The sequence below is a fragment of the Streptosporangium fragile genome (assembly GCF_039534445.1).
Classification (GTDB): domain Bacteria; phylum Actinomycetota; class Actinomycetes; order Streptosporangiales; family Streptosporangiaceae; genus Streptosporangium; species Streptosporangium fragile.
Genome location: NZ_BAAAVI010000024.1, coordinates 61,664 through 85,932, shown reverse-complemented (window position 1 = coordinate 85,932; position 24,269 = coordinate 61,664). Strand labels below are relative to the sequence as shown.

21 protein-coding genes and 1 CRISPR repeat array are annotated in these 24,269 nt (G+C 70.5%); of the genes, 3 read left to right on the top strand and 18 right to left on the bottom strand.

Features of this window, described 5'->3' with window-relative positions:
• Positions 1–48: 48 nt before the first annotated feature.
• From ABD841_RS18150 to ABD841_RS18140, 3 genes are all read right to left on the bottom strand, one after another.
• The gene (locus ABD841_RS18150) at positions 49–468 is read right to left on the bottom strand and encodes an ATP-binding protein (protein WP_344972914.1); all 420 of its coding nucleotides are present in this window, start codon (positions 466–468) and stop codon (positions 49–51) included.
• A gap of 93 nt (positions 469–561) precedes the next feature.
• Positions 562–1,458 (bottom strand): helix-turn-helix domain-containing protein, encoded by an 897-nt coding sequence (locus ABD841_RS18145; protein ID WP_344972912.1) that lies wholly within the window; start codon positions 1,456–1,458, stop codon positions 562–564.
• A 531-nt stretch (positions 1,459–1,989) separates the two neighbouring features.
• Positions 1,990–2,346: a CRISPR direct-repeat array (repeat unit 30 nt; unit sequence GTCCTCATCGCCCCTACGAGGGGTCGCAAC).
• 927 nt (positions 2,347–3,273) lie between these two features.
• On the bottom strand, positions 3,274–3,582 hold the full coding sequence (locus tag ABD841_RS18140; protein ID WP_344972910.1) for a hypothetical protein: 309 nt from the start codon (positions 3,580–3,582) through the stop codon (positions 3,274–3,276).
• Between the two features lie 389 nt (positions 3,583–3,971).
• On the opposite strand from ABD841_RS18140, the gene ABD841_RS18135 reads away from it, so the two are divergent.
• Positions 3,972–4,253 (top strand): hypothetical protein, encoded by a 282-nt coding sequence (locus ABD841_RS18135; protein ID WP_344972908.1) that lies wholly within the window; start codon positions 3,972–3,974, stop codon positions 4,251–4,253.
• A 110-nt stretch (positions 4,254–4,363) separates the two neighbouring features.
• On the opposite strand, the gene ABD841_RS18130 is transcribed toward ABD841_RS18135, so the two are convergent.
• From ABD841_RS18130 to ABD841_RS18075, 12 genes are all read right to left on the bottom strand, one after another.
• Positions 4,364–6,730 carry an ATP-binding protein gene (locus tag ABD841_RS18130; RefSeq protein ID WP_344972906.1) on the bottom strand — a complete coding sequence of 789 codons (2,367 nt, stop codon included), beginning with the start codon at positions 6,728–6,730 and terminating at the stop codon, positions 4,364–4,366.
• A 319-nt stretch (positions 6,731–7,049) separates the two neighbouring features.
• Complete coding sequence (locus ABD841_RS18125) at positions 7,050–9,209, bottom strand: peptidase domain-containing ABC transporter (RefSeq protein ID WP_344972904.1); 2,160 nt, start codon at positions 9,207–9,209, stop codon at positions 7,050–7,052.
• Complete coding sequence (locus ABD841_RS18120; protein WP_344972902.1) at positions 9,206–10,297, bottom strand: TIGR04500 family putative peptide maturation system protein; 1,092 nt, start codon at positions 10,295–10,297, stop codon at positions 9,206–9,208. Before ABD841_RS18120 ends, ABD841_RS18125 begins: the two co-directional genes overlap by 4 nt.
• Complete coding sequence (locus ABD841_RS18115) at positions 10,287–11,288, bottom strand: MvdC/MvdD family ATP grasp protein (RefSeq protein ID WP_344972900.1); 1,002 nt, start codon at positions 11,286–11,288, stop codon at positions 10,287–10,289. Before ABD841_RS18115 ends, ABD841_RS18120 begins: the two co-directional genes overlap by 11 nt.
• Before the next feature lie 145 nt (positions 11,289–11,433).
• The gene (locus ABD841_RS18110; protein ID WP_344972898.1) at positions 11,434–11,634 is read right to left on the bottom strand and encodes a hypothetical protein; all 201 of its coding nucleotides are present in this window, start codon (positions 11,632–11,634) and stop codon (positions 11,434–11,436) included.
• Positions 11,635–11,783: 149 nt separating this feature from the next.
• Complete coding sequence (locus ABD841_RS18105) at positions 11,784–15,047, bottom strand: ATP-binding protein (protein ID WP_344972896.1); 3,264 nt, start codon at positions 15,045–15,047, stop codon at positions 11,784–11,786.
• 188 nt (positions 15,048–15,235) lie between these two features.
• Positions 15,236–15,913 (bottom strand): DedA family protein, encoded by a 678-nt coding sequence (locus tag ABD841_RS18100; protein ID WP_344972894.1) that lies wholly within the window; start codon positions 15,911–15,913, stop codon positions 15,236–15,238.
• 189 nt (positions 15,914–16,102) lie between these two features.
• Positions 16,103–16,456: a MerR family transcriptional regulator gene (locus tag ABD841_RS18095; RefSeq protein ID WP_344972893.1), complete on the bottom strand. Its 354-nt coding sequence runs from the start codon at positions 16,454–16,456 to the stop codon at positions 16,103–16,105.
• Between the two features lie 685 nt (positions 16,457–17,141).
• Positions 17,142–17,378 (bottom strand): hypothetical protein, encoded by a 237-nt coding sequence (locus ABD841_RS18090; protein WP_344972891.1) that lies wholly within the window; start codon positions 17,376–17,378, stop codon positions 17,142–17,144.
• A gap of 322 nt (positions 17,379–17,700) precedes the next feature.
• Entirely contained in the window at positions 17,701–18,087 is a 387-nt protein-coding gene (locus tag ABD841_RS18085; protein WP_344972889.1) for a hypothetical protein, read from the bottom strand.
• Positions 18,084–18,512: a hypothetical protein gene (locus ABD841_RS18080; protein WP_344972888.1), complete on the bottom strand. Its 429-nt coding sequence runs from the start codon at positions 18,510–18,512 to the stop codon at positions 18,084–18,086. Before ABD841_RS18080 ends, ABD841_RS18085 begins: the two co-directional genes overlap by 4 nt.
• Before the next feature lie 83 nt (positions 18,513–18,595).
• Positions 18,596–19,441, bottom strand: a complete 846-nt coding sequence (locus tag ABD841_RS18075) for a hypothetical protein (protein WP_344972887.1) — start codon at positions 19,439–19,441, stop codon at positions 18,596–18,598.
• Between the two features lie 306 nt (positions 19,442–19,747).
• Here ABD841_RS18075 and ABD841_RS18070 point away from each other — a divergent pair, with 306 nt between their 5' ends.
• Both ABD841_RS18070 and ABD841_RS18065 read left to right on the top strand, forming a co-directional pair.
• Positions 19,748–20,323: a cadmium resistance transporter gene (locus ABD841_RS18070; RefSeq protein ID WP_344972886.1), complete on the top strand. Its 576-nt coding sequence runs from the start codon at positions 19,748–19,750 to the stop codon at positions 20,321–20,323.
• A 106-nt stretch (positions 20,324–20,429) separates the two neighbouring features.
• On the top strand, positions 20,430–21,188 hold the full coding sequence (locus ABD841_RS18065; protein WP_344972884.1) for a PrsW family glutamic-type intramembrane protease: 759 nt from the start codon (positions 20,430–20,432) through the stop codon (positions 21,186–21,188).
• A 135-nt stretch (positions 21,189–21,323) separates the two neighbouring features.
• Here ABD841_RS18065 and ABD841_RS18060 read toward each other — a convergent pair whose 3' ends face one another.
• Genes ABD841_RS18060 through ABD841_RS18050 form a run of 3 tightly spaced genes read right to left on the bottom strand, consistent with a single transcriptional unit; the run spans position 21,324 to position 24,096 of the window.
• On the bottom strand, positions 21,324–22,163 hold the full coding sequence (locus tag ABD841_RS18060; RefSeq protein WP_344972883.1) for a TIGR03943 family putative permease subunit: 840 nt from the start codon (positions 22,161–22,163) through the stop codon (positions 21,324–21,326).
• The gene (locus ABD841_RS18055) at positions 22,160–23,191 is read right to left on the bottom strand and encodes a permease (protein ID WP_344972881.1); all 1,032 of its coding nucleotides are present in this window, start codon (positions 23,189–23,191) and stop codon (positions 22,160–22,162) included. Before ABD841_RS18055 ends, ABD841_RS18060 begins: the two co-directional genes overlap by 4 nt.
• 44 nt (positions 23,192–23,235) lie before the next feature.
• Entirely contained in the window at positions 23,236–24,096 is an 861-nt protein-coding gene (locus ABD841_RS18050; protein ID WP_344972879.1) for an NUDIX domain-containing protein, read from the bottom strand.
• Positions 24,097–24,269: the final 173 nt, after the last annotated feature.

The window sequence follows — 24,269 nt, the reverse complement described above, 5'->3', positions numbered from 1 at the left end:
GTTCGCGGCGCGGTTGTGCGGGCGGGAGGTGCGGGCTCAGGCAGCCGGTCACTGGCATGACGCCGCTCCGGCCGCCGCGACCGGGCCGACCTTGAGCAGCGCCCACACGGTGCGACCGCGCTCGTCACCCGAGACGCCCCAGGAGTCGGCGAGGGCGGAGACCAGCAGCAGGCCGCGGCCGCCCTCGTCGTCCTGGCCGCAGGGGCGCACGTCGGGAAAGCGGGGGCCGCCTTCGTCCAGGACGCCGAGCCAGACCCGGTCGTGGGCGGCCTCGATGGTGACGAGGAACCGGCCGCCGAAGGCGCCACTGGCGGTGTGCCGGACGGCGTTGGTGGCCAGCTCGCTGACGATGAGCTCGGCCGTCTCGGCGATGGGCCAGTTGGCCAGGAAGCGGGTGACGAATCGCCGGGCTTCGGTGATGGAGGCGGGGGAGCCGAGGAAGTGCCGGGACAACCACCACGCTGACATGGGTATACTCCGTCGTCTAGGGGGCTATACATCCATGTCGGCAGCGTATGACCAAGACTAGAAGTCGCTCAAGGAATTCGACGCATAAATGCGTCACTTTTCCAGACGGCTCGCCAACATCTGGTAGTCCGCCCCGATTTCTCCCAGCAACTCCCGCAGCGCATCGCCGTACACCGCCGCCCCGGCGAACGCCTCGAAGGCCTCCTCATGCGCGACGATCTCCGCCGGGTCGGTCAGCGTGACATCCCCGACCAGGCCCTCCACCACGCTCACCGTCCCGTCGAAGACCGTGAACCCGTGCAACGGAAAGGCCGGTGCCTCCACCCGCCACGGCACCACGCCCACCCGCACATGCGGCAACGTGGCCACCTGAGCCAGCCGGTCGAGCTGGGCCGGCATCAACGACGGCGACCCCGGCCACGTCCGCACCGCACCCTCGGTCAGCACGAACGCGAACTCCCGGCCCGCATCGAACAGCACAGCCTGAGCTTCCACCCGCACGGCCGCCGCCTTGGCCGCGTCCTCCTCATCCACATCCCGGCCGATCGCCACCGCCAACCGCGCATACTCCGCTGTCTGCAACAACGCCGGAACCATCGCCGAAGAAAACACGGTCACCGACCGAGCCCCGCGCACCCGCGCCGCGTTCGCCGCCTCCCGACCGGCCAGCCCACCCTTCAACCGGGACACCTCATCCCGCAGCCGAGCCAGAAGCGCGTCCAACTCCCCGCGGCTCACCTCATCAAGCCCGAGAGCCGCCGACACCCGGTCAACGGTCTCCGGAGTCGGCAGAAGCCGCCCGGTCTCCATCCGCGAGATCGTCGGCTGCGCCACCCCGGCCCGCTGCGCCAGCTCCTTACCGGTCAGCCCGGTCCTCTTGCGGAACTGCCGAAACAGCTCGCCCAGCTCCCGCAGCCGATCCCGCCGATCCTCCACACCGAGCGTTCTACCACCGGCCACCACACGACGACCGCGCTCTGCCTGGATCACTGCCGAATTGTTCTCATGGGTATCAAGGCGGCGGCGCGGCGCCCCGCCGCACGGCCCGCCGCCCGCCAGCCGTCCGGGCATGCGGCCTGGAGGCCGGTCCCGGCCGGCGCGGGACTCCGGGCCGCGCACCGCACCCACCGCCCGCCGTACCCGCCCACCGGCCGCCGCCCGGGGGCCGCGCCGCCACCCCGAGCACAGATCAACGCGCCGGTCCATGGTGCTCTTCTCGGGTCGCGGACGGTTGCACCCGACGATCGCCAGAAGACGGCTGATCCCTGCTCAGGGCCGGGGGCGATCGCAGGTCTGGGACTTCGTTCCTCAGCCCCAGCCCACCGGCCACGCCGACATCCCGCCGCACAAACACCCGAGCCCCCGCTACCGTCTCCGGCAGACCAACACCATCGGACAAAGCCTTCAGAGCCCGAGACGTGCAACAAACCTCCGGGGTATTCTGCACAACCGGAGGTTCACTGCATTTCCTCTCTCCCCGGCGCCCATCGCAAGGCCATTGAACTGCGGCTTTACCTTGGGGTCCTCATCGCCCCTACGAGGGGTCGCAACTCCATGTCCAGGGCTGGAATTTCCTTACCGGAGAAGAGTCCTCATTGCCCCTACGAGGGGTCGCAACCGGACGTAGCCGAGCCGGGCGCGGACGGTCGACCGGGGTCCTCATCGCCCCTACGAGGGGTCGCAACTCACACTTCCCTGCGGGATGTCACGCCGGCGCGAGGTCCTCATCGCCCCTACGAGGGGTCGCAACACAGGGAGGCCGTTCATGATGGATTCCTTCGGGTGTCCTCATCGCCCCTACGAGGGGTCGCAACCACCTACCTGCACGTTGTGCGGCCACTTGTAGTGGTCCTCATCGCCTCTACGAGGGGTCATGAATGATCAAAAGTCTGAGCCTCGTTCCTCGGCCAGACTCGCCGAGAATCGGGTTGCACTTCGGGTGGCAATATAAGGCCGTCCAGAGCCGTTCAGGGTGGACCGTACGCACCTCTTGACCTGCATTGAACCGTCCGGAACCGCCCGAAGCCGATCTTTTAATCTGCAAGTCCCGGATTGGGATCCAGCGTTTCGCCTGTATATGGTCTGGCAGAGACGGGTGACCAGTAGGTGGAATAGGACACGATGGTCGGGTGCAACCGTTCGACGATGTAGGAGCCAACCTTGTTCCCGGGCAGGTGGTTCAAGTCCGCGTGACCGGTCACGAATCATGGGGTGTCATGGTGATGATTCTCCATCACGAGGAGATCGGTGCCTCGGTGGACGCCGCAGCGATCGACAGCCCTTCAGGAAGCACCCGAGCTCTCCTGGAGGAGTATCCTGCCGTCGGTTCTGAGCTCGTCGCCGTCATCCAGCAGGTCCGTCGAGGGTACCCACCCATCTGGGTGCGGTTGACCATCCGCGCCCAGGATCTGAAGTGCCCTCAAGGAGCCGGCCGGTAGTCGTCGCGGGATATGCGCGGGATGATCTCCCATGGTCAGGGACGATGGACATGCTTCTGCCCTGGTGAAGGGGTATGTCACCGCCGTGAACGCAGCCCTCTTGAAAGCCGCTGAGGTTCGTGACAGTCCTCGTGGGTTCGAATCCCACGCTCTCCGCCGAGCGTTCGAAACGGCGTCTGACCAGGGCTTCCGGCCCGATGGGGCGCCGTCGACCGTTTCCGGGTGACGAGAACCGCGTCGATGACAGACACCCCTCGGCCCCGTAATAACCGCTGGACGAGGTCCATTCCGTCGTCGTCCGGCAGGACCAGCACGTTCGGGGTCGCGGCGACGAAATCCTCGAACGAGACCACGATGCTTCGAGGGATCAGGAGGACCGCTGAATCTGCTTTCCCGAGTGCATGAGCCGTAGCCCCGCTGCGAAAGCCCCGATCCCCAGGAGGAGCACGACGATGAACAGTTCGTACGCCCACTCCAGCATCACCGGGCCCAGCGCAATGGTGAACACGAAGACCGCCATCAGCAGCTGTGCCCACCCGTAGCGGCGAGGCTCGAAGTCGTCACGCCAGAGGAAGGGCCGGCGGGGGAGCCGGTTGGTCGCCAGAGAGTAGATGCCCAGTACGCCGTTGAGGCATCCGACCCCGAACGCGATCCACTGCATCACTTCAAGGCCCATTGAGGTCAGCTCCTCCGCTGTCCGGGGAAAACGCCCGCCTGAAGAAGCTTGCCGAACTGTTCTCGCAGGGATCAAGTGGCGCTGCGGCCCGCCGCCCGCCAGTCGTCCGGGTATGCGGCCTGAGGCCGGTCCCGGACGGCGCGGGACTCCGGACCGCGCGCCGCAGCCAGCACCCAGCACTCAGCACCCGCTATGCCCAACCCACTCGCCGCGTTGGGGCCGCACCACCACCGCGCCGCACCACCACCGCGCCGCCGCGTCAGGATTTTCCCGCCGGCGGGTCCGGCGCTATGAGGCTTCCCGGGCGCCTCCGGGGATACGTCAGCAGCCTTGACTCATTTTGAGAACGAACAGCGGCGTCTTGTAACGGTCACCTAGGATGCGTCGCCATGCGTCGCAACCTGATCGTTGGTCTGTTTGTCGGCACCGGAACATTTCTCATGCTCATGGGCTTGGTCATGGCCATGGTTTACAGGCCACCTGTCCGGTACTCCGATACAGGGGCCTTCTATCCCATGCGCTATGCATTGGCCGACATGAGCAAACCCGTTCTCCTCGCTATTTCAGGCGTCGGCATGATGCTCGGCGGGATCGCAATTGCCATTACCAGCCAGAAGAGCGCCTCCGGAGGGGCGCTCGGCTCCGGGATGATCACCCGGACGAGCCCGTGAAGCCGTAGCCCGTGGAGCCGTAGCCTGTGGAGCCGTGGGCGGCTGGGGCAGGGGCCTGATCTTCCCGTCTGCCAAGTCCCAGGCAAGCCCGACATTCCGACTCCTCCGCTTCAAGACCGGCTGTGGCCGTCGGCATCCCATGGCCGGGGAACGGCTACCGGCTGACATACACGGTGAGAAGGGCATTGAGCCTCCGTTCTCGGGTTGTCGCCCCTTCGGGGTGGGGCGAGGCGGCCGAGAAGATCGGGCGGGAGAGGTGTGTGCGTGGTCGCGTCCACGGCGGAGGCGTCAAGAGCGGTGAGCGCGCGGGCGGTCAGCTCATGGTTCGTTCCCGCGCGGGCGGCGGCGTGCACGGCCTCTGTCTTGGACCGTCGCGCCTCGGCTGGGTACACGGTCTCCAGCAGGGCTCCGACCTGCCGCAACGTCAGCTCGATACGGGTTTTGGGATCGCCGCCGGAAACGTTGTGGACCGCGACGGCCTGGCCCCACCAGGCGGCGGCCTCGTCGTGGGCGAGGCGCAGGCTCGCCTGCTCGGCCGCCGCCCGTGCCCAGCGGATGGCCTCGCGGTAGGCGCTCGGTCCGGCCTGGACGGCATGGTGGGCGATGACCGCCACGTCGGCGTCGGGCCGGGAGGACAGGGAGACCATCACGTCACGGTGGATCCTGGCCTTGCGCAACGGCGGGATGGCACCAATGATCGTCTCCCTGACCAGGTCATGGGCGAAGGCCATGCGGCCGGCATGGGGGACGACCAGCCCGGCCTGGGCGGCCAGGTCCAGCGCGTCGTAGACCGGATCGTCGTCGATCTCGGCGACGAGCGCGGGGTCGAAGTCCGGACCCAGCAGGGCGGCGACCTGCAGTACCTCGCCGACCCGCGGCCCCGGGGCGGCGAGCTGTTGCAGAATGAGCTCCGCCACCGCGTCGGGCACCGTGTCCAGTCCCAGGCCCTGGGAGAGCAGGCACAGGCTTTCGCGTACGAAGAGGGGATTTCCCCCGGTGCGCTCGGTCAGCCGGCGCGCGGTCGGCTCGTCCACCGTGATCCCCAGATCGGCGGCGAGGGCCTCCACCGCTTCGGCCCCCAGCCCGCCGAGGTGGATTCGGACCAGGTCGTAGCGGGCCAGGCGGCCCAGGAGGTCCTCCACCGAATGCATGGTCGTGCAGGGGAGGCCGGAGCTGCGGAAGGTGGTGACGATGGTCAGACGGGGGCTGCCGGGCACGGCGAGGGCGAGTATGAAGACATCCCTGAGCAACTCGATGGATGCCGGGTCGGCACAGTGCAGGTCGTCCAGGACGACGACAAGGGGCTGCTCGCGCGCGGCCGTGACCAGCCACTGGGCGACCGCCCGGTTGCGGCGCGGCGACGCCGTTTCCGTGGAGCCCGAAGGCGGCTGATCGTCCAGGAGGCCCCGCAGCGCGGAGTGGTCCGGCGGCGGGCAGTGCTGCCGCAGCGCTCCCAGCACCTGAGCCCACGGCCGCAACGGCGGGGCCTCGCGGGTGCCGTCACATCCGCCCCACAGCACCAGATGACCAAGCCCGGCGCAGTGATCGCGAAAAGCCCTCAGCAAGGACGTCTTGCCGATGCCCGGCTCCCCGGTGACTGCCGCGACGGCCAGCCCGCTGTTCGCCACCAGCATGTTCTTCAGCTCCGCCAGCTGCGTCTCGCGCCCCCGTAGCAGTTGCCGCTCCTGAACGGTCATCGGGGCGCCCAGCACCGCGGTGGTGGTGACGGGCCCCAGCGAGTCGGCCTGCCGGAGGATGTCGCCTTCCAGCGCCCGCAGCTCCGAGCCGAGATCCATCCCCAGCCGGCCGGCCAGGGCACTTCTGGCACTGCACAGGACGGCCAGCGCCTCGGCTTGCCGGCCGGTGCGGTACAACGCGAGCGCCAGCAGGCACCACAACCGCTCCCGGGAGGGGTTCGCCGCCGTCTCCCCTTCCAGATCGGGGATCACCGCCTGCGGCCGGCCCAGATCCAGCAGCGCCTGCGCACGCCGCTCCACCGCCACAGCCCGCTGCTCCCACAGCCGGTTCACCTCCGTGACGGCCCACGACTCGTCACAGAACTCTCCGTACGGGGAACCCCGCCACAGCCGCAGAGCCTCCTCCAGCAGGGGCAGCGCCTCCTCCGCCGGCCGGGACTCCGAACGATCCACCAGTTCGCCGAACCGCAGGGCGTCCACGTCCGTTGTCGCCAGCACGTACCCGGGAGGCCGCCCCACCAGCAACCGCGGCCGGGTACGCGGGCCACGATCCGGCTCGATCGCTCGGCGCAGGTTCGACACATATGACTGCAACGTCGCCATCGCAGACGCCGGGGGCGCACCGCCGTACACGTCGTCGATCAGCCGGTCCGCCGACACCACCGACCCGTACGCCACCAGCAACCTGGCCAGCAGCGTCCGCTGCCGAGGCCCGCCGAGGTCGACCGGCGTGCCCGCACCGTCACGGACCTCCAGAGGCCCGAGGACCCGGAACTCCACCTGCGTCGCCTACAGTTCCGTGGCGGCGGACGCCGCCACAGCGGCCGGACGGCCCGCGCCCGCTCCCCGGAACCCCGGGCCGTCCGGCTCGCCGGACGTCGAGAGCCGCCGGCACGGGCCGGAGCGGGAAGCGGTACCGGCGCCCGCGACGGAACAACTCGCTGTGGAGCCGGCGGAGACGGCGGTGTGCCGGCCGATGCACATGTGCGTCCTCCAGTGGGGCAGTCTTCTTCGACTCCCACCCAACAGGGAAGGACTTGCACACAGCTGGTATCACACTTGTGACGCATGTGCCTCCGCAGGATCTCCCTCGGGAAACTCAGACGCCCTCTCGGGCCGACGCCGGTGCCATGGCGGTGCCGGCTGTCTGGTACTGGTAGCGGACCAGGTCGGCGTAGTGGCCGCCGTGGGCCATGAGCTGGTGGTGGGTGCCGGCCTCGACGATCCGGCCGCGGTTGAGCACGACGATCAGGTCGGCGTCCTGGATGGTCGAGAGCCGGTGGGCGATGATGATCTGTGTCTGCCCGAGCCGGAGCAGGTTGCGGCGGATGCGTTCCTCGGTGACCGCGTCCAGGCTGGCGGTCGACTCGTCCAGCAGCAGGATCCGGGGGCGGCGGGCCAGCGCGCGGGCGATGGCCAGGCGCTGGCGCTGCCCGCCGGACAGGCGCGAGCCGCCCTCTCCGACGTCGGTGTCGTAGCCCTGGGGCAGGCGCACGATCTCGTCGTGGATCTCGGCCACCCGGGCGGCGTGCTCGACGGCCTGCCGGCTCAGCGAGGAGAACCCGGCGATGTTGTCCATGACGGTGCCGGCGAACAGGTGCGGCTGCTGGGTGACGACGCCCACCTGCCGGCGCAGCCACTTCCGGTCGAGCTCCCGCAGCGGTATGCCGTCGAAGAGGACCTGCCCGGCGGCCGGCTCCACCAACCCGATCAACGCCCGTCCCAGGGTGGTCTTGCCGGATCCGGACGCGCCGACGATCGCCACCCGCGCGCCGGGCGGGATGCGCAGGGACACTTCCCGCAGCACCGCGGTGCGCGCGTCGTAGCCGGTGCTGAGTCCGGCGACGGTGATGCCGCCGCGCAGTCCGCCGTCCAGGCGGACACCGCCGTCGCGCTCCGGTTCCGCGCTGATCAGGTCGGCGATCCGCCCGACGTGCGCGGCGGCGAGCTGCAGCTGGTAGACGATGCCCAGCAGCGACGCCAGCGGCGTGGTCGCCGCGACGGCGAGGGAGACCAGGGCGAGCTGGTCTCCCAGCGTCGCGCCGTCGCCGGCGGTGGCGAACACGGCGACCAGCAGCCCCAGATCGAGCGCCATGCCCAGCGCGTTGCTCGCGGCCTGCACCCCGGCCACGTGCCGGTTACGCGCCGCCCCGGTGCTCAGCTCCTCGTCGTGCCGCGTACGCCAGCGGGCGACGGCCGCGGCCTCACCGCCGGATGCCTTGATCGCCTCGATACCCGAGAGGCTGTCGACCAGGACGGACTGGGTGGCGGCGTTGGTGTGCAGCGCGGCGAGAGCCAGGTGCGTTCCGCGCCGGGCCGTGGCCAGCACCACGCCGGCCTGGGCGGCGGCGGTCGCGAACGTCAGCAGCGCGAGCCCCGGCGAGGCCACGACGAGCAGCGTCAGGTACGACACCGCGGTGAACAGGTCGAACAGAAAGGTCAGCGCCTGCTCGGTGAGCAGGTCGCGCAGCATCGCCACCCCGCTGAGCCGGCTCAGCAGGTCGCCCCTGGAGCGGTGCTGGAAGAAGCGGTACGGCAGGGCCAGCGTGTGGCTGACGAGCGTGCGCATCACCTCGGCCGCGACCGAGGTCTGCAACCGGATCAACGCCCAGGCGCGGGTCCACGCGATCAGCGCGTGCACGACGACGACGCAGCAGGCGGCCGCCGCGAGCGTCGTCACGTCCATCTCCACCGGCCGGTCCACCACGAGCTTGGTGAACAGAGGCACGGCCAGTCCGAGGAGTTGCGCGCCGAGCGAGGCCAGCAGCACGGTGGCGATCAGCCTCCGGTTCCTCAGCGCGGGCGCGACCAGTGGCCGCAGCACCCGCCAGGGCCGGGACCTGACGGTGGGCGTGAGCCCGGCGGGGGCGGCGGCGAGCAGCACCGTGCCGGAGTAGCCGGCCCGGAACTGCCGCCGAGCCAGGCGCCGGCGCCCCCGCGCCGGATCGAGGACGGCGACACCGCGCCGGGTGATCCGCTCGACCACGACGAAGTGGTTGTTCTCCCACAGGGCGATGAACGGTGCGGGCAACTCGGCGATGGTGGTCATCGGGGCACGGCAGGCACGCAGCCGCAACCCGAAGCGGGCGCCGGCCTGGATCATCTCGCGCAGGCTCACCCCGTCGACGCCTTCGGCGAGGTGCTCGCGGACCTCCGAGAGGGAGGTGCGGCGTCCCAGCCCGCCGAGCACCATGGCCAGGCAGGCGGCGCCGCACTCACTGCGGGTGAGTTGCATCACCAGCGGCACCCGCCGTCTCACAGCCAGAACCACCTGATCTGCGCCGAGCGCCGCCGCTCGTCCAGCCACGCCTGGAACGCCACGTCCCGCGCCGCGTCGAGCACCCCCGGAGCCTCGGGATCCGGTGGGACGACCTCGTACACGACCCCGGCCAGATGACCGTCGTCGCAGGGGACCGGTCCGACCGCCGTTCCTGTGGGCACGGTCCGGAGGGGCTCCGGCAGCCGGGAGGTGAGGGTCGCGGCGGCCTCCAGGCGCAGCCCCGTGGCCCCCGCCGACCCGTGCCGCCCGGCCTCGGGCCCGCGCAGCAGAGCGGTGGTGACCCGGTCGGCGAACTCCGCCACCGGTCCGTCGAGCAGGGCGCGCAACGGCTCGGGGCGCGGCCCGGTCACCCACGCGGCCCGCCGTACGGTGAACTGCTCCGGGTGCTCGGCGAGGTGACGCCGGGCCGGCTCGCCGGCGAAGCGCTCGCGGACGCGGGCGATGCGCGCACGCATCTTGACGTGCTCCCAGAACGCGTCCTCGGACATGCCGGCCTCCGCGAGCCAGTCCAGCGTCCGCGCCCGGTCGGTGAGCCCGCGCCGCCGGCGGAACTCGTCGGCGGCCTGCTGTGTCTCGGTGACGGTCAGCGGCTCGATGTCGTCCTCCACCTCGCTGAGGAGGATGCAGTGGTCCACCAGCCGCTCGTGCAGTCGCCGATCACGGGCGCCGAGGGCGCGGATGGTGGACAGCGCGGTCGCGACCGAAAGATTGTGCCCGTCGACGTTGAGGACCTGCCCCGCCGCCCAGTGGGTGGAGTGGTCGACGAGCCAGGGGATGCCGTCGTCCACCTCGGCGGACAGCGCGACCGTGCCGCCCTCGGGGTGGTCGAGGAGCAGGTCGTAACCGACCCTGGTCGTTCCCGGCGGCTCGTCGACCGCGAGATCGGCGCGCAGCCACGGCCGTCGGGCGGCCCAGTCCCGCACCCGCCGGTGTGCGTCGCCTACCGCATCCCCGGCGGTCGGCAGCTCACGCAGGAGCGTGACCGCGTCGGCGAGATCCGCCGCGAAGGCGGCCGGAGCGCATGCGGAGCCGATCGGAGCGGGAACGGCATTCCGGTCACTGGACATCGGTGGAATCCTCGGTATGGGAACGGGTGGTCGCGTCGGCGAGCCAGTCGGCGATCGCGTCGCCGATGGGCATACCGGTCAGCATCTCGACGAAGGCCCACTGTCCGTTGACGTTGAGCTCCAGGAAGACGTACCGGCCGTCCGGCGTCACGATGAAGTCGAGGGCGCCGAAGGTCAGGCCGAGCCCCGCGACCAGGCGGACGCAACGGTCCGCGACATCGCGCGGCAGGTCGTAGGCGGCGTAGCCGACCTTGGGGTCGTCGTAGTGCCGCCAGTCGACGGCGGTCAGCCGGGAGGCCTGGGAGTCGATGCGGGCGGCGAACACCCGCTCGCCGACGACTGTCACCCGCAGCTCGTATGCCTTCGGCACCTGGGGCTGCAGCATCGCCGGGCCGTACCGGAGCCGGTGCCGGCCCGACAGCCTGCGTCGCGGCACCACCTCCGTGTAGAGGTGGCCGTACTCGCCGTCCAGGGTGAACTGCCGGAAGCCGAGCGTTTTGGTGATGAGACGGCCGCCCGCCCGGTTCCACGCCGGGACGAGCTCGTCCGGGTCGTTGGTCACCACCGTGTCCACAATGGCGAACCCGATCTGGGCGGCGCGATACAGATGCAGCAGCTTGTTGTCGATCGCCTGGGCGTGCCGCGGCCGCGCCGGCATCCACCTCGCCCCCACCATCAGGTCGTACGCGCCGGCGAGCGCGTGCCCGGCCACGTACTCGGCGAACTCCCGCTGCGACGGCTCCCGCACGTCCGGCGCCGACGGCGTGTCTGGACGGCGATACCAGACCGCGGTGACCCTTGACAGGTCGTGCGTCTCACCCCGGCACGTCAGCGTCTGCCGCCACCGGCCGTCCAGGTATCCGGTGGTGAGGGTGGAGGCCCCGGGATAGTCGGCCTCGTCCCACCACAGCAGCGGCACGCCCCGCGCCCGCAGCTTGGGCAGCACGGCGTGCACCGAGTCGTCGCGGGAGCTGCTGATGATCAATAACACGGTCTGGTGCTCCTTGCCGTCATGCGCCGGGGAGCCGGCGCCCGCGGACGCCGGCTCCCGTCTGTTCGGTCCGTGACCGGTGCGACCCTGCCCGGCCGGTCACCGCCAGGACCGGGCCGCGGTCACCGCGGCGGGTCGACGCAGGTCAGCGGTCGGCGGGGAGGGTGTCGGTGCTCCTCCCGTTGTTGTAGGAGGTGGACACGTATCCCGTCCCGGGGCTCATGCCCGCCGAGATCACGCTGCCGTCGTCCAGGACGATGTCGATGCCCGCGACGGTCTCCAGGTCCGAGCCCGTGAGCTCGGAGACGCCGGCGGGAAGGTCGTCGATCTTGAGAATGCCGCGCATGGCGTATCCCCCATCCGGTTGTACGGGGCCGCGCTCTGCGGCCCTGCCCACATCCTGGTGGTCACCGATTGGGGTCTTCTTGAGTGCTCTTGGCCTGTCTTGGTCGTGCGTGGCCTTGCTCGCGACCCCGCTCGCGAGGTCGCGTCGGATCACGGCGTCACGCCCGCCGCGGCCCGGTCCCGCCACCAGGCCAGCCCGTTCCGGTCCGCCAGTTGTGCCACCAGCGCGAGGTGGCGTCGTGCCGTGTCGGAGTCGCCCATGGCGGCGGCGAGCAGGGCCAGGTACCAGTCGACCGGCCCGACGCACATCACCCCCGACCAGGCGGAGACGCGCCCGCTGTAGGGCAGCAGCGTCGAGTAGCTCGACCGGCAGGCGGGAACATGGCCGAGGGCCGCCTGGGCCGCCGCCTGAAGGCAGCTCGTGTTCAGCCATGACCAGTCCTTGGGCGGTGTCCGCCAGCCGTCATGTGCCAGCTCTCGCGCGTCGGAGACCCGCCCCTGGGCGCACAGCTGCAGGATCCGGGCGTCTCTCCCCATGGAGGGATGGAAACCGGCGGTGGCGTCGATGAACGGTCCGGCTTCCGCGATGGTGCCCCGGTGGTAGTGCAGCATGACGCGCCCCATGGCGATGAGGCCGTCGGCGTGCCACATGTCGATCCGGCTCGCCTGGCGCTTGGTCTCGCTGTACATGGTGTCCGCGTCGTCGAATCGGCCGCCCAGGACCAGCCGGACGGCTCGCCACATGGTGTGCTGGAAGCGGGGCCACGGGAGCGGGAGCCGTTCCAGGATCGTGTCGCAGCGGGTGGCGGCGTGATCCGCGCCTTCGACGTCGAACGTCTCCAGCCTGGCGTTGGTGTACATCAGCTGTGCGAGCAGTTCGAACCCGGGTGTCTCCATCCGCAGTGCCAGTGCATGGATCTCGTCGGTGATGTCCCGCATCTCGTCGACATGAAGAGGCTGGGGCAGGGCCAGGTGCCGCGCGTTGAGCATCCCCATCAGCAGGAGCGGGTCGTCCAGACGGCGGGCCATCTGCACGGCCTGGGCGGAAAGGGAGTCGCAGAGGGGGTTGCCGGTCCCGTCGTACAGTTCCTGGGCCAGGCCGCCCAGCAACCGGGCGCGTGCGGGGCTGTCGGCAGCCGGCAGCGTCCGCAGACAGGTTTCGAAACGGTGCACGAGCTGTAGCTCCACCGCCTCATAGGGGTCGCGAAGTGTCCATTTCGCGGGCACGTCGAGCGCGGTCAGCGCGCGGGCGGTCAGCTCCGGCCCCGCTCCGGCCCGGTCGGCGGCGCGTACGGCTTCGGCCCGAGCTTTCCGGGCCCCGAGCAGGTCTCCGGCGTCAAGCAGGGCGCGGACCTGACGGAGCAGCAGCTCCACATGGTCGAGGGGGTCACCGGAGCAGGCGCCGTGCGCGTTGATCGCCCGGCCCCACCACCGGGCCGCCTCCTCGAAGGCCATGCGCAGGCTCGCCTGCTCGGCCGCGCCCCGTGCCCAGCGCACCGCCTCGCGGTAGGCCGCCGGGCCGGCCTCGACCGCGTGATGCGCGATCGCCGCGACGTCGCTACCGGGACGGGAGGCCAATGAGGTCATCACGTCGCGGTGGAATGTCGCTTTGCGGAGCGGCGGGATGTCCCCGAGAAGGGTCTCCCACACCAGGTCGTGCACGAAGGCCATCCGGTTGCCCTGCGCGACGATCAGCCCGGCCCGCGCCGCCTGGTCCAGCAGGTCGTACGCCTCCACCCGGCTGACCTCCGCGACGACCGCGGGGTCGAAGACTCGGCCGATCACGGCGGCGACCTTCAGGACTTCACCGGTCTCCGGTGGGAGTATCCCGATCCGCCGGCGGATCAGGTCCGCCACCGCTTCGGGGACCGCGTCCAGGGTCCGGCCCTGGGCGAGCAGCCGCACGCTCTCGCGGACGAAGAACGGGTTGCCGCCGGTGCGCGTGGTCAGCCGGTCGGCGGTCGGCTCGTCCAGGTCCGTGCCCATCTCCGCGGCGATGGCCCGTACGGTGTCGGCCCCCAGACCGGTGAGGCGGATCCGGAGCAGTCCGTATCGTGTGACGCGGCCCAGTAGTTCGTCCACGGTGAGGCCGCTTGTGCTGTTGCGGAGCATGCCACCGGGTGCCGCGGCGCCGGCGAACACCGCGTCCCGGAAGGCCGTGACCAGGGTGAGGGGCGTGGGTTCCGCCGCGCCTTCGGCGAGCATGACCACGTCCCTGAGCAGTTCGAGCGAGGCGGGGTCGGCCCAGTGCAGGTCGTCCAAGATGATCAGCAGTGGCCGGGTGCGTGCGGCCGTGGCGAGCCACTGGGCGATGGCCTGGCTGCGGCGGAGCCTCGCCGCCTCGGTGGAGCCGGCGGGGGCCTCCTCGTCCAGGAGCCCGGCCAGCGCCGACCGGTCGGGCGGTGGGCAGACGAGGTCGAGCGCGTGCAACACCTGGAGCCACGGCCACAGCGGCGGAGCCCCCTGTGTCTCGTGGCAGCCTCCGGAAAGGACGAGATACCCCAGATCATCACAGTGGCGATGCAGGGCCTGAAGGAGGAAAGTCTTGCCGATGCCCGGTTCGCCGCTCACCGCGGCGATGGCGATGCCATCCCGATCCGTCCGGTCCAGCAGCGTCCTCAGCTCCGCGAACTCCCGCTGCCTGCCGACGGCGGCGGAGGTCGCCGGCCGGGGTGAGTCGGCCTGCTGGAGAATGTCGTCCTCCAACGCCCGCAGCTCGGGCCCGGGGTCCAGACCGAGCTGCTCGGCGAGCATGTCCCTGGCCTGGCGTATCACGGACAGGGCGTCGCTCTGACGGCCGGTGCGGCACAGCGCCACGGCGAGCAGGCACCATAGCCGCTCCCGCAGTGGATGTTCCGCCGTCTCGGCCCTGAGGTCGCCGATCACGGCCTGCGGGCGGCCGAGGTCCAGCAACGCCTGAGCGCGCCGCTCGACCGCGACCAGGCGAAGTTCGCGCAGCCGGTTCACCTCGGTGATCGCCCATGGCTCGTCGGCGAACTCCCCGTACGGCGAACCACGCCAGAGCCCGAGCGCCTCGTTCAGGGAGACGAGCACCTCCCCGGGCGGACCCGACTCCGAGCCGTCCACCAGTTCGGTGAAGCGGGTCGCGTCGACGTTCGTTGCGGCCAGCAGGTAGCCGGGTGACCAGGCGAGGAGAAGCCGGGCAGGGGCGCGCGGCGCTCGCTCCGGCTCGATGACGCGGCGCAGATTCGATATGTACGAGTGCAGCGTGGTCCGCGTCCCCCTGGGAGGCGTGTCGCCGTACAGGTCCGCGATCAGCGCATCCGTGGAGACGACGGTCCCCCGTGCCGCCAGAAGCCGGGCCAGGACAGCGCGGGGGCGCTGTCCGCCCAGGTCGAGGGGGAGTCCGTCGTCGCCGCGCACCTCGATGGGACCGAGAACCCGGAACTCCACCTCTGCTACCACCTATGGACGTAGCCGCTGCCGCAGGACGGCTGACCAGTGTACGGTAAGCGCTGCTTTCGACCCTTGATTGCGAGACCGTACCGGTAATCGCAGTTTGCGGAACAACGCGTTGGCGGAAACGACCCCGGTGGGGGCCTGTTCCACTCGACACGCTGACCTGCGCGACCACGCAACGGTCACGGCAGCGTGAATCGTGCGGACGGCGTGTCCGCTCCTGCCGTCGTACCGGCCGGTTGCGTGCCCGCGGCCGCCCTCTGCCGGCGGCGCCGCCACAGCACGGCGGCGAGACCGGCCGAGGCGACGGCCAGGACGATCCAGCCGATCCGGCCGACCAGGCTTTCGAGGTGCCGGGCGGAGGCGCCGGCGAACGCGCCGATGCCGACGTACACCCCTGCCCACACCAGGCCGCCCAGCAGTGAGGCGGGCAGGAAACGCAGGTATGGGACACGCGACGCGCCCGCGGCGGCGGGGACCAGAGTCCGGACCACGGGGACCAGTCGCGTGAGGAACACGGCCGCGGCGCCGTGCCTGCGCAGCGCGGCCAGGGCCCGGTCCCAGTGCTCGACGCCCAGCCTGCGCACCGCCGAGGTCTCCCGCATCCGCTCGCCGTAACGGCGCCCCAGCCAGTAGCCGACGTGGTCGCCCGCCGACACGCTGACTCCCACCACCGCCAGCATGAGCGCGAAGCGCGGGGTGCCGACCGCCGCGGTGCCCAGGACGACCACCGCCGTCTCCCCGGGGAACAGCGTGCCGACGCCGAGCCCCGACTCGGCGAACGCCAGCAGCGCGGCCACCGGCAGCACCACCGCGTACGGCATCCCCCGCAGCGCGTCCAGCGCTTCGATGATCCACACTGCCCGATCCCCGTCCCGCCGCCGTGCCGACCGGGCAATTATGCCGATGCGGTCGTCGAACGGGACCATCGCTCTCTCCGCCCGCGGCCGACTCGTCTCACGTCCCGGTGTCCGGGACGGAGAGCCTGAGGGTGATCAATGCGTGGGGCCGCGTACGCGGAGGGGGCGGCCCGATCGGGTGCGGGGCGGTCAGGGAGTCGGCGACCCGTGGGACGGATGGGTGCGCCGCTGCAGTTCGGCGTTGAGGCGCATGGCCTCGGCGAGTTGGTTTTCCAGAGTGATGATGCGACAGGCCGCCTCCATCGGGGTGCCCTGGTCGACCAGGCGACGAGCTCGGGCGGCCAGGCGCAGCTGGTAGCGGGAGTAACGCCGGTGACCACCGGGCGAACGGAGCGGCTCGATCAGGTTGGCCGTCCCCAGACTGCGCATGAAGGCGGCGGTGACACCGAGGATCTCGGTGGCCTGGCCCATCGTGTAGGCAGGGTAGTGGTCGTCGTCGAGCTTGTCGGACAGAGTCGGCTCGCTTGGCTCGCCTGGTTCCATCGCACCTTCCACAACGCACATCAGGGGCCCCGGCGCCTGTGCGCACCGGGGCCCGAAGAGTTCAACACCATCTGCCGACCATCGGGTCGGCTCGTCTTCATGCACCTACGGGCCGGAGACCGGCGGCGGTGCGAGGATGTACGTCAGTGACCGGAGACCACCTTCCATCCTGTGGGACTCGGCACCCGCACGATCGACTCGACCGTGGCGGATGGGCCAAATGGCGTCTAACTCTCCTTTCTTTCTCGGTTCTCTTAGTCCGGGGAGCCGGCGTGGCTGCCCGGTCCGCCGGGCTCGGGCCCTCTTCACTCCTGATCCCGTCACGCCCGGCGGTCTTACCATCTGACTCCGTCGTATGCCGCCCGGGGATTCCTCCCCGTCCGACGACACAAACGCTATCTCCACAAGAAGAGGATGTCTACATTGGCCAATGTAGATTTTTCTCAATGGAAGTTCCATGACCTGTGAGACCTGGTTCGCGCGTTACTCGCTGGTAACCATGGTTTGCGCGTTCCATCCCCGATGGGCCCTGGTTCGCGCGCTCCTCGCCGGTGGAACCTGGTTTGCGCGCTCCTTGCCGGCGTGGCTTCCGGCCGGCGCGGGTCTCGGCAGGCATGGCTTCCGGCCGGCGCACCCGTCGGCCGGGATGGCCGGCCGGTGTGGTTTCCGGCAGCCGGACGGCGTGTCAGTACGAGGGGCCCGAGATCGACTCGGCCCGGTAGACGTCCATCGGGCCGTCGGCGTCCTCGTCCACGCCCACCTTCCGCAGTGCCAATGTGCGCCCGTCGATTTTCAGCGATCGCTCACCATTGATCTCCGTGGACGCGAACACCGTGACCGTGCGGCCGTGCATATCGCGTACCGGGGCATATTCTGGTTCGTCGGGAATGTCGAGCTTGATGCGCCTTGTTTCGAACGTCACCTTCCCAGTGTGAAACGCCCGGCCCGGAAAAGCGATGGTGCACGTGTGATGCCGAGTCTGCTTCTCGGCCACGAAGCGACGCGCGGCCGGCGGTCTCGCCCGGGGCCGTGGCGTCCGTCAGGGTCGTGGTGTTCGCCGGGGCCGTGGTGTTCGCCCGGTGGGCCGTTCCCGGCCGGCGGGCCGGGCGCAGTGGCTTCCGGCTCGACGGCTTCGCCCGATGGGGCGCGGCCCGACGGCCCCGTCCAGCCGGTTCGGATCTCCTGGGCGCCGGCTCGGTGGGTGCCCTCGGCGTGTCGGCGATTCTCGGTACGGCGGTCGGCCCCTACGGCAGGGGGTCGATCTCGATGTGCTGGTCGTACTGCATCAGTTCCGCCCCGCGGTCGGTGAGGATGGGCCACCTGGTGGCGCGGGCGCACCAGACGACGTGGCCCGCGGTGATGTCACGCGAGCCGTCGAGGATCTCCGCGATGTCCCCGACTTTTCCGTGGGTGAAGTCGTCGATCCGCACACCGGGTGTCGTGACGAGCTCGAACAGCTCCACCTGGGTCGACATCGGGGAGATGGACAGCACGGCGGCCAGGCTGGTGGCGGGAACGCATATCCCGCCTCCGCGGAACAGGCACATGGCGGCGACGCTCCGCGAGTATTCGGTCTTGGCCACCGCGATGTCGACCAACGCGCTGACGTCGAGCACCCGGCCGGGGATCATGGCCGGCTCCTCCGGAATCCACGGATGCCGATCTGGCGCCACTCCGTCTCGGAGAGCTGGTCGACCCCGAGGGACTCGGCCGCCATGTCGAGGTCTTCCCGGTGCAGGTTCCAGCGGTGCATCAAGGTGATCACATGCGGCTTGTTGCCGATCTCCCGCTGGACGGCCGTGTGGATCACGTCGGCGATCCTGTTTCCGGTCAGCCGTGCTTTACGGGCGAGCGCTTCATAATCCGCTTTATCCAGCTCTATGGTGATAGAGGTGTCAGAGGCCGATGTGCTGATTGCTTCCTGCCCTTCCCTGGGCTGAAGATGTGCCAACCAGAGTGGAACCGAATCCGATTCTTTTTTGGTGACATCGTGATCATTCGATGATGGTCTTTCTGATCCTGTGCCGTCTCGCCAGGCCGGCATGGAGGAAGCCATACGTTTGACAGTAGCCGTGAATTCCCGGTTATGGCACCACTTCTGTATGTCCCGGATGGGCACGACTCCGGGGACGGAATAGATCATTGCGGTGACCCCGCAGGCTGGGTGGGGATTTCCGCGTCCGAGCCCATGCCGGTGCTTCCCGTACCGGGATCGGCGCCGGTGCTTCCCGTATCGGGGTCCGTACCCGTGGAACCCCCGCCCGGGCCGGTACCCGGATTCCATTCACCGGTGCCGGTGCCGGTGCCGGTGCCGGTTCCGGTGCCGGTGCCTGGTTGCGTGCCGGTGCCGGGAGTCTGTGTGCCGGTGCCTGGTTGCGTGCCGGTGCCTGGTTGTGTATCGGTGCCGGGGGTCTGTGTGCCGGTGTCGGTAGAGGGCTGCGCGGTGCCGCACGTCCCCGCGCTCCGGCGTTGTTCGGCTATCTGGTCGACCGTCTTGGTCTCGTACTCCGCTTCCTCCTCCTGCGGGAGCACGTACCGCCAGGCGCCTTTCTCGTAGCGGAACTCGAAGTCGGTCGTGCTCCCCGGCCGGCTCGCCTGGACCGTCGCCTCATCACCGGAGATCGAGACGGCGTCGATCGTGAAGGGGGAGGCCGGTCCTGACGGCGGGCAGACGGTGAACAGCCTCACGTACTCCTCACGGGCGATCAGCCCCTGTGCCTCCGAGGTCCACAGGTCCCAGAAGTCGCCGTACGCCCCCTCGGCGTAGGCGTCGAGCGCCGGTTGCGCGGTCTGCCGGACCTCGGTCTCCGAGTGCGCGACGCCGCTGCTCGACGGGGTGCTCGGCGGCGCGGAGGGTGGGTTGAGCACCATGAACACGACGATGACGGTTCCGATGGTCAGGCCGACGACCATGGTGAGTATGGCGGCCAGTCCTCGCCCCGTATCGCCCCGCGGCGGCTGGCCGTACTGCTGCGGATAGCCCACGTGCGGTCTCCGGGCGGCCGACAGGAGCGGATGAACGTGATCATAGCCCCCATACCTTGCGGTCGGCCACGGTCACGGCCACGGTTGCGGTTGCGGTTGCCTTCGGTCCCGGATCCCGGACGGAGCAGACCCCGGGCACGGTAGAGGCTCCGGCCGGTGCGCGGACGGCTCTCCGCCCGTGGGCCGGGCGACCGGTCGTCGGAGGAGTCCTGCTTCCGGGGCGTCCCGCTCTTGGGGCGTCCGGCCTCCGGGGCTCCGGGGCTCCGGCCTCCGGGGGTCCGGTCCCGGAGAAGACATAATGCGCCGGTGGGTCAAACGATCGCTACCGCCGTCGCCGTCTTCGCCGGCACCAACGTCGACGACATCATCATCCTCACGGTGCTGTTCCTGACGTCCCGGGCGGGCGGCGTCCCCCGCGCCTGGCAGATCGTCGCGGGCCAGTACGCGGGCATCGCCGCCCTGGTGACCGTCTCCGCGGTGGCCGCCCTCGGGCTGACCGTGGTCCCGGACCGCTGGACGGGGCTGCTCGGTCTGGTGCCGTTCGGCCTGGGCGTGCGAGAGCTGGTCAGGGCGGCGAAGGACGGCGACGACGAGCCGACGCCGGTGGCCTCCGGCGTGCTCTCGATCGCCGGCGTGACCGTCGCCAACGGCGCCGACAACGTCTCCGTCTACACCCCGATGTTCCGCACGATCGGCCCGGCCTCCACCCTCGTCACGGTGGCCGTGTTCGCCGTGCTCGTCGCGGTCTGGTGTGTGGCGGCCTCATGGCTCGGGTCGCACAGCAAGGTCATAGCCCTGGTCGAGCGGTCGGGCAGGTGGCTGGTGCCGGTGGTGTTCATGGTGATCGGCGCGGTCATCATGGCAGAGTCGATCTTTAGTTAAAGATGGACTATTCGCCCGAATTCGGACAATCTCTACCGGGGAATTACCCCCCATGCGAGAGCATTTACGGTTTTATCGCCACAGATGGTTCAGAGTGTGGATCGCCATGATCGCACTGTCCTTCTCGCTCATCGCCATGATGGAGTCGGTCGGCAACCAGGCGGTCCTGCCGGCGGCTTTCTTCTACGGGGCCGCCGCCGGGCCCGTTGCCCTCCTGCTCGCCATTCACGACCGTACCGCGATCGGCGTCAGCGTGCCGTCCATCACCCTGGCGGGGATGTTCCTGTTCGGCGGAGGCGTCGCCCTCCTGATCGGCGGGTATTTCGACTCGGTTCTCATCCCTGACAAGAACGGTCCCTCGATCCTGCGGGTCGGGTGGATCGAGGAGCCGGCGAAACTCGTCCCGCCCCTCGCCGTGGCGCTCACCGGCCGCCACCTCACCAAGGCCGCCGGGGTCGCGCTCGGCCTCTCCTGCGCCACCGGCTTCGCCATCATGGAGTCGATGTCGTACGCCTGGAAGAGCCTCCACGCCGACGACGGCGTCGTCGGGGCGGGCACGGTCCTCTTCCTGCGGGGCCTCACCACCCCCTTCAGCCACCTTGCCTGGACCGGCCTGGTCTGCGCGGTGGTCTTCGGCGTCTGGCAGGCCCGCGGCCGGGTCACCGTGACGCCCTCCGTGGTCGCCGCCCTCGCCGGGGCGGCCGTGCTCCACTCGCTCAACGACGGCCTGCTCGTCCTCGACATCCCCAGAGCGGCCCGGCTGCTCTTCCTCGTCGTCGCGGCGGTCAGCTACTGGCTGTTCCACCGTGCCACCCGAGACCTGAATCGGAAGGTGATCCCGGACCTGGCGCCGTCCCGCGCCTGACCTCCTATCCACGGCCCGCCACCGGGGCCGGCCCGCCACCGAGGCCGGCCCGCCACCGAGGCCGGCCCGCCACCGGGGCTGCTTCGCGTCCAGGGCCGGTCCGTGTCCGAAGCCGGGCCCCGTCCGGGGCCCGGCCTACTCGTAGGGCTCGTCGGGGGCCTCGATCCTTGTGAGGCTCTTGCCGGCCATCTGCGGGTAGACCACCCCGTTGGGCATCTTGCCGAAGTCCTGCGGGATCCAGGTGCCCGTCACCTCGACCCAGGTGTCCGCGGGCGGGGCAGGGAGGTCCTTCACCGCGACCTTCAGCGGGAACGCGTCGGCGGCGCAGCAGGCGATCTGCATTCGGGTGACGTACCACTGCCCCTTCTTCTTGGCCGGGACGACGAAGCCGGTCAACCTGACCTCACGGCCGGTGAGGGACTTCTTCTCGTCGTCCCAGGCCCGGCCGATGAACTCGCCGATCTGCATGTCCACCGGGCCGTCGCCGCTCAGCGGGGTGAAGGCGCTGAGGACCTCCTCGCGCGGCGGCGGGGTGTCGTCCCGCGCGGCGGCGAACGAACCCAGCGCGGGCGGCGCGACCAGAAAGATGGCGAACACCGGCAGGCACATCAGCCACGCGACCCGGGGACCGCCGTGCGCGTGGCCGTGTGCGTGCCTCTCCTGCCCGTCGCCGTGCTCACGGGCGTGTTCGCCCGTCGCATGGTCGTGCGCGTGTTCGCCCGTCGCGCCGGCATGCGCGGGCTTCTCCGGCGCGTGGTCGCGCCCGTGCGCCTCGTCCCCGGCGGGGGACTCCTTCGAGCGGGAGGCCTGGAGCAGTCCGGCGACGCCGAGGATCACCAGCACCGCCCCGGCGCCGATCAGGAAGGGGCGGAAGCCCGGTTTGACGTAGTTGAGGTAGGTCGTGGAGAACGCCGAGATTCGCAGTACGGCGCAGCCCAGCAGGGTCAGGACCAGGTTCTGGGTCACACGGTTCACAGCAGCAACCATCCGGTGAGGGCGCTCACCAGCACGGCGAGCGTGAAGGTCAGCGGGACGAACCGGAACGCGAAGGCCTTGCCGAACGTACCGATCTGCAGCGCGATCAGCTTCAGGTCGACCATCGGACCGACGACCAGGAAGGCCAGTTTCGCGGTCGGGGAGAACGCGGTCATCGAGGCCGCGACGAACGCGTCGGCCTCCGAGCATATCGACAGCAGCACCGCCAGCAGCGCCATGACCAGGATGGCCAGCCAGGGCACCTCGGCGATCGCGGTCAGCCACTCGCGGGGCACCGTGACGTTGAGCGTGGCGGCGGCCAGGCCCCCGACGATGAGGAACCCGCCCGCGTGCAACAGGTCATGCCGCATCGCCTCGCCGAACTGCACCCATTTCGGGCCGTCGCCCGGCGGGCGGGCGGGGATGCGCAGCCACTCGCTCCGGCCGAACCGCAGCCAGAGCCAGCCGACCAGCACCGCCACGACCAGCGACGCGCCGAACCTGGCCAGCACCATCAGCGGCTGGCCGGGGAAGGCGACGGCGGTCGCGATCAGCACGACCGGGTTGATCGCGGGTGAGGCGAGGAGGAAGGCCAGCGCCGCGGCCGGAGTCACGCCCCTGGACATCAGCCCCGAGGCGACCGGGACGGACGCGCACTCGCAGCCGGGCAGCACCGCGCCCGCCACCCCGGCGACCGGGACGGCGGCGGCCGGGCTCCGGGGAAGCGCCTTGGTCCAGAACGACGCCGGGACGAACGCGGTGATCGCCGCGGACAGGGCCACGCCGAAGACCAGGAACGGGAGCGCCTGCACGCAGATCGCCACGAAGATCGTGGCCCAGGTCTGGAGCGCGGGCGCCGTCAGGTACGGCGTGAGCGTGAACCTGCCCACCACCAGGAGGACGATGACGAGCGCGAACCCCCAGGGGAGAGCGCGCCTCGGCGAACTCGCACGCCCCCAGGAGTCTGGAGGAAGGGGACTTTCCTCATCGGCCCAGGCACTCTGCTGATCGGTCCGAAGCTCGGGCATGCGCCTCATCGTGCCAGATTCCGGAGGCGTTCCACACGGAGCGTTCAGAGCTGTGACAGGAGCCATCGCGGTCCGGCCGCCGCGGCGCCCAGCTCCGTGACCCGCTCGCGCAACCCCTTGTCCGCGGTGACGACCAGGACGCGCTCCCAGGGGCGGGTCTCCCGCGCGGCCCGCACGATGGCGTCGTCCCCGCTGCCCGGGGCGGCGATGACCGACACCCCGGGGACAGGTGCGGTGCCGCGGGCGGCGCCCTCGACGACCGCGGTGATCCGGGGGAACCAGCGTGACAGGGGCGGCACGTGCCCCGGCGGGGTGGTGAAGCCGACCGTGGTGAGGGCGCCGATCTCGGCGATCAGCTTGGCGGCGGCCCCGAGGCGGTCCCGCCACCAGCCGTGCTCGGCGCGGGCGCCCACGATGTTGGCGATGTCGAGGACGACCAGGGAAGGGGGGAGTGCGAGGCTGACCGCGGGCCAGGTCTCGGCGAATCCGGGGTGGAGCCTCCTGGCGGTGACCTCCTCGACGGGCAGCCAGCGCAGACCGGGGCCCCCGCCGCCGGCCGGGACCACCTCCAGCAGCTCCGCGGCCTCGGCGATCACGGTTTCGAACGACCACCCGCCGTGGTCGTCCAGGTGGACACCCTGCACCCGCAGGCCGGCGCCGTCGAGCGCGGACTCACGGGCCCCGCGCAGGGCGCTCGCGACGGCGTCCTCGTGGCTGTCGCGGACGCCGCCCGGCAGGCCCCAGATGCCGCCGTGGTGGCTCCCCGGGGAGTGCTCCTGCATCAGGACGTGCGCCCGGCCGGCGGCGTCGTGGTGGACGGCCAGCAGTCCCGAGGCTCCGTACACACCCCGGTGCCGGTGCCCGCGATCACACTGGGCCCAGCCGTCACCGTCCCCGGCCGTCATGGACCAATGATGCCTCAGCCGGTCCGGCGCCCCCGGGAACAGGTCACCACTCCGCGCGCCCGGGGATCCTGCCGCGCCCGGGAACTCTGTCACGCCCGGGGATCCCGCCGCGCCCGGCGAGCCGGGGAGTTTCCGAACCCCTGGGCTTTCGAAGTCCCACCGGCCTTTCCATG

What these genes read in the sequence shown, in the direction of transcription:
- ABD841_RS18055 (WP_344972881.1), bottom strand. Translation starts at nt 23,191, where the DNA reads ATGCCCGAGCTTCGGACCGATCAGCAGAGTGCCTGGGCCGATGAGGAA.
- ABD841_RS18110 (WP_344972898.1), bottom strand. Translation starts at nt 11,634, where the DNA reads ATGCGCGGCATTCTCAAGATCGACGACCTTCCCGCCGGCGTCTCCGAG.
- ABD841_RS18095 (WP_344972893.1), bottom strand. Translation starts at nt 16,456, where the DNA reads ATGGAACCAGGCGAGCCAAGCGAGCCGACTCTGTCCGACAAGCTCGAC.
- ABD841_RS18050 (WP_344972879.1), bottom strand. Translation starts at nt 24,096, where the DNA reads ATGACGGCCGGGGACGGTGACGGCTGGGCCCAGTGTGATCGCGGGCAC.
- ABD841_RS18065 (WP_344972884.1), top strand. Translation starts at nt 20,430, where the DNA reads ATGATCGCACTGTCCTTCTCGCTCATCGCCATGATGGAGTCGGTCGGC.
- ABD841_RS18150 (WP_344972914.1), bottom strand. Translation starts at nt 468, where the DNA reads ATGTCAGCGTGGTGGTTGTCCCGGCACTTCCTCGGCTCCCCCGCCTCC.
- ABD841_RS18080 (WP_344972888.1), bottom strand. Translation starts at nt 18,512, where the DNA reads ATGGCTTCCTCCATGCCGGCCTGGCGAGACGGCACAGGATCAGAAAGA.
- ABD841_RS18135 (WP_344972908.1), top strand. Translation starts at nt 3,972, where the DNA reads ATGCGTCGCAACCTGATCGTTGGTCTGTTTGTCGGCACCGGAACATTT.
- ABD841_RS18120 (WP_344972902.1), bottom strand. Translation starts at nt 10,297, where the DNA reads ATGTCCAGTGACCGGAATGCCGTTCCCGCTCCGATCGGCTCCGCATGC.
- ABD841_RS18085 (WP_344972889.1), bottom strand. Translation starts at nt 18,087, where the DNA reads ATGATCCCCGGCCGGGTGCTCGACGTCAGCGCGTTGGTCGACATCGCG.
- ABD841_RS18140 (WP_344972910.1), bottom strand. Translation starts at nt 3,582, where the DNA reads ATGGGCCTTGAAGTGATGCAGTGGATCGCGTTCGGGGTCGGATGCCTC.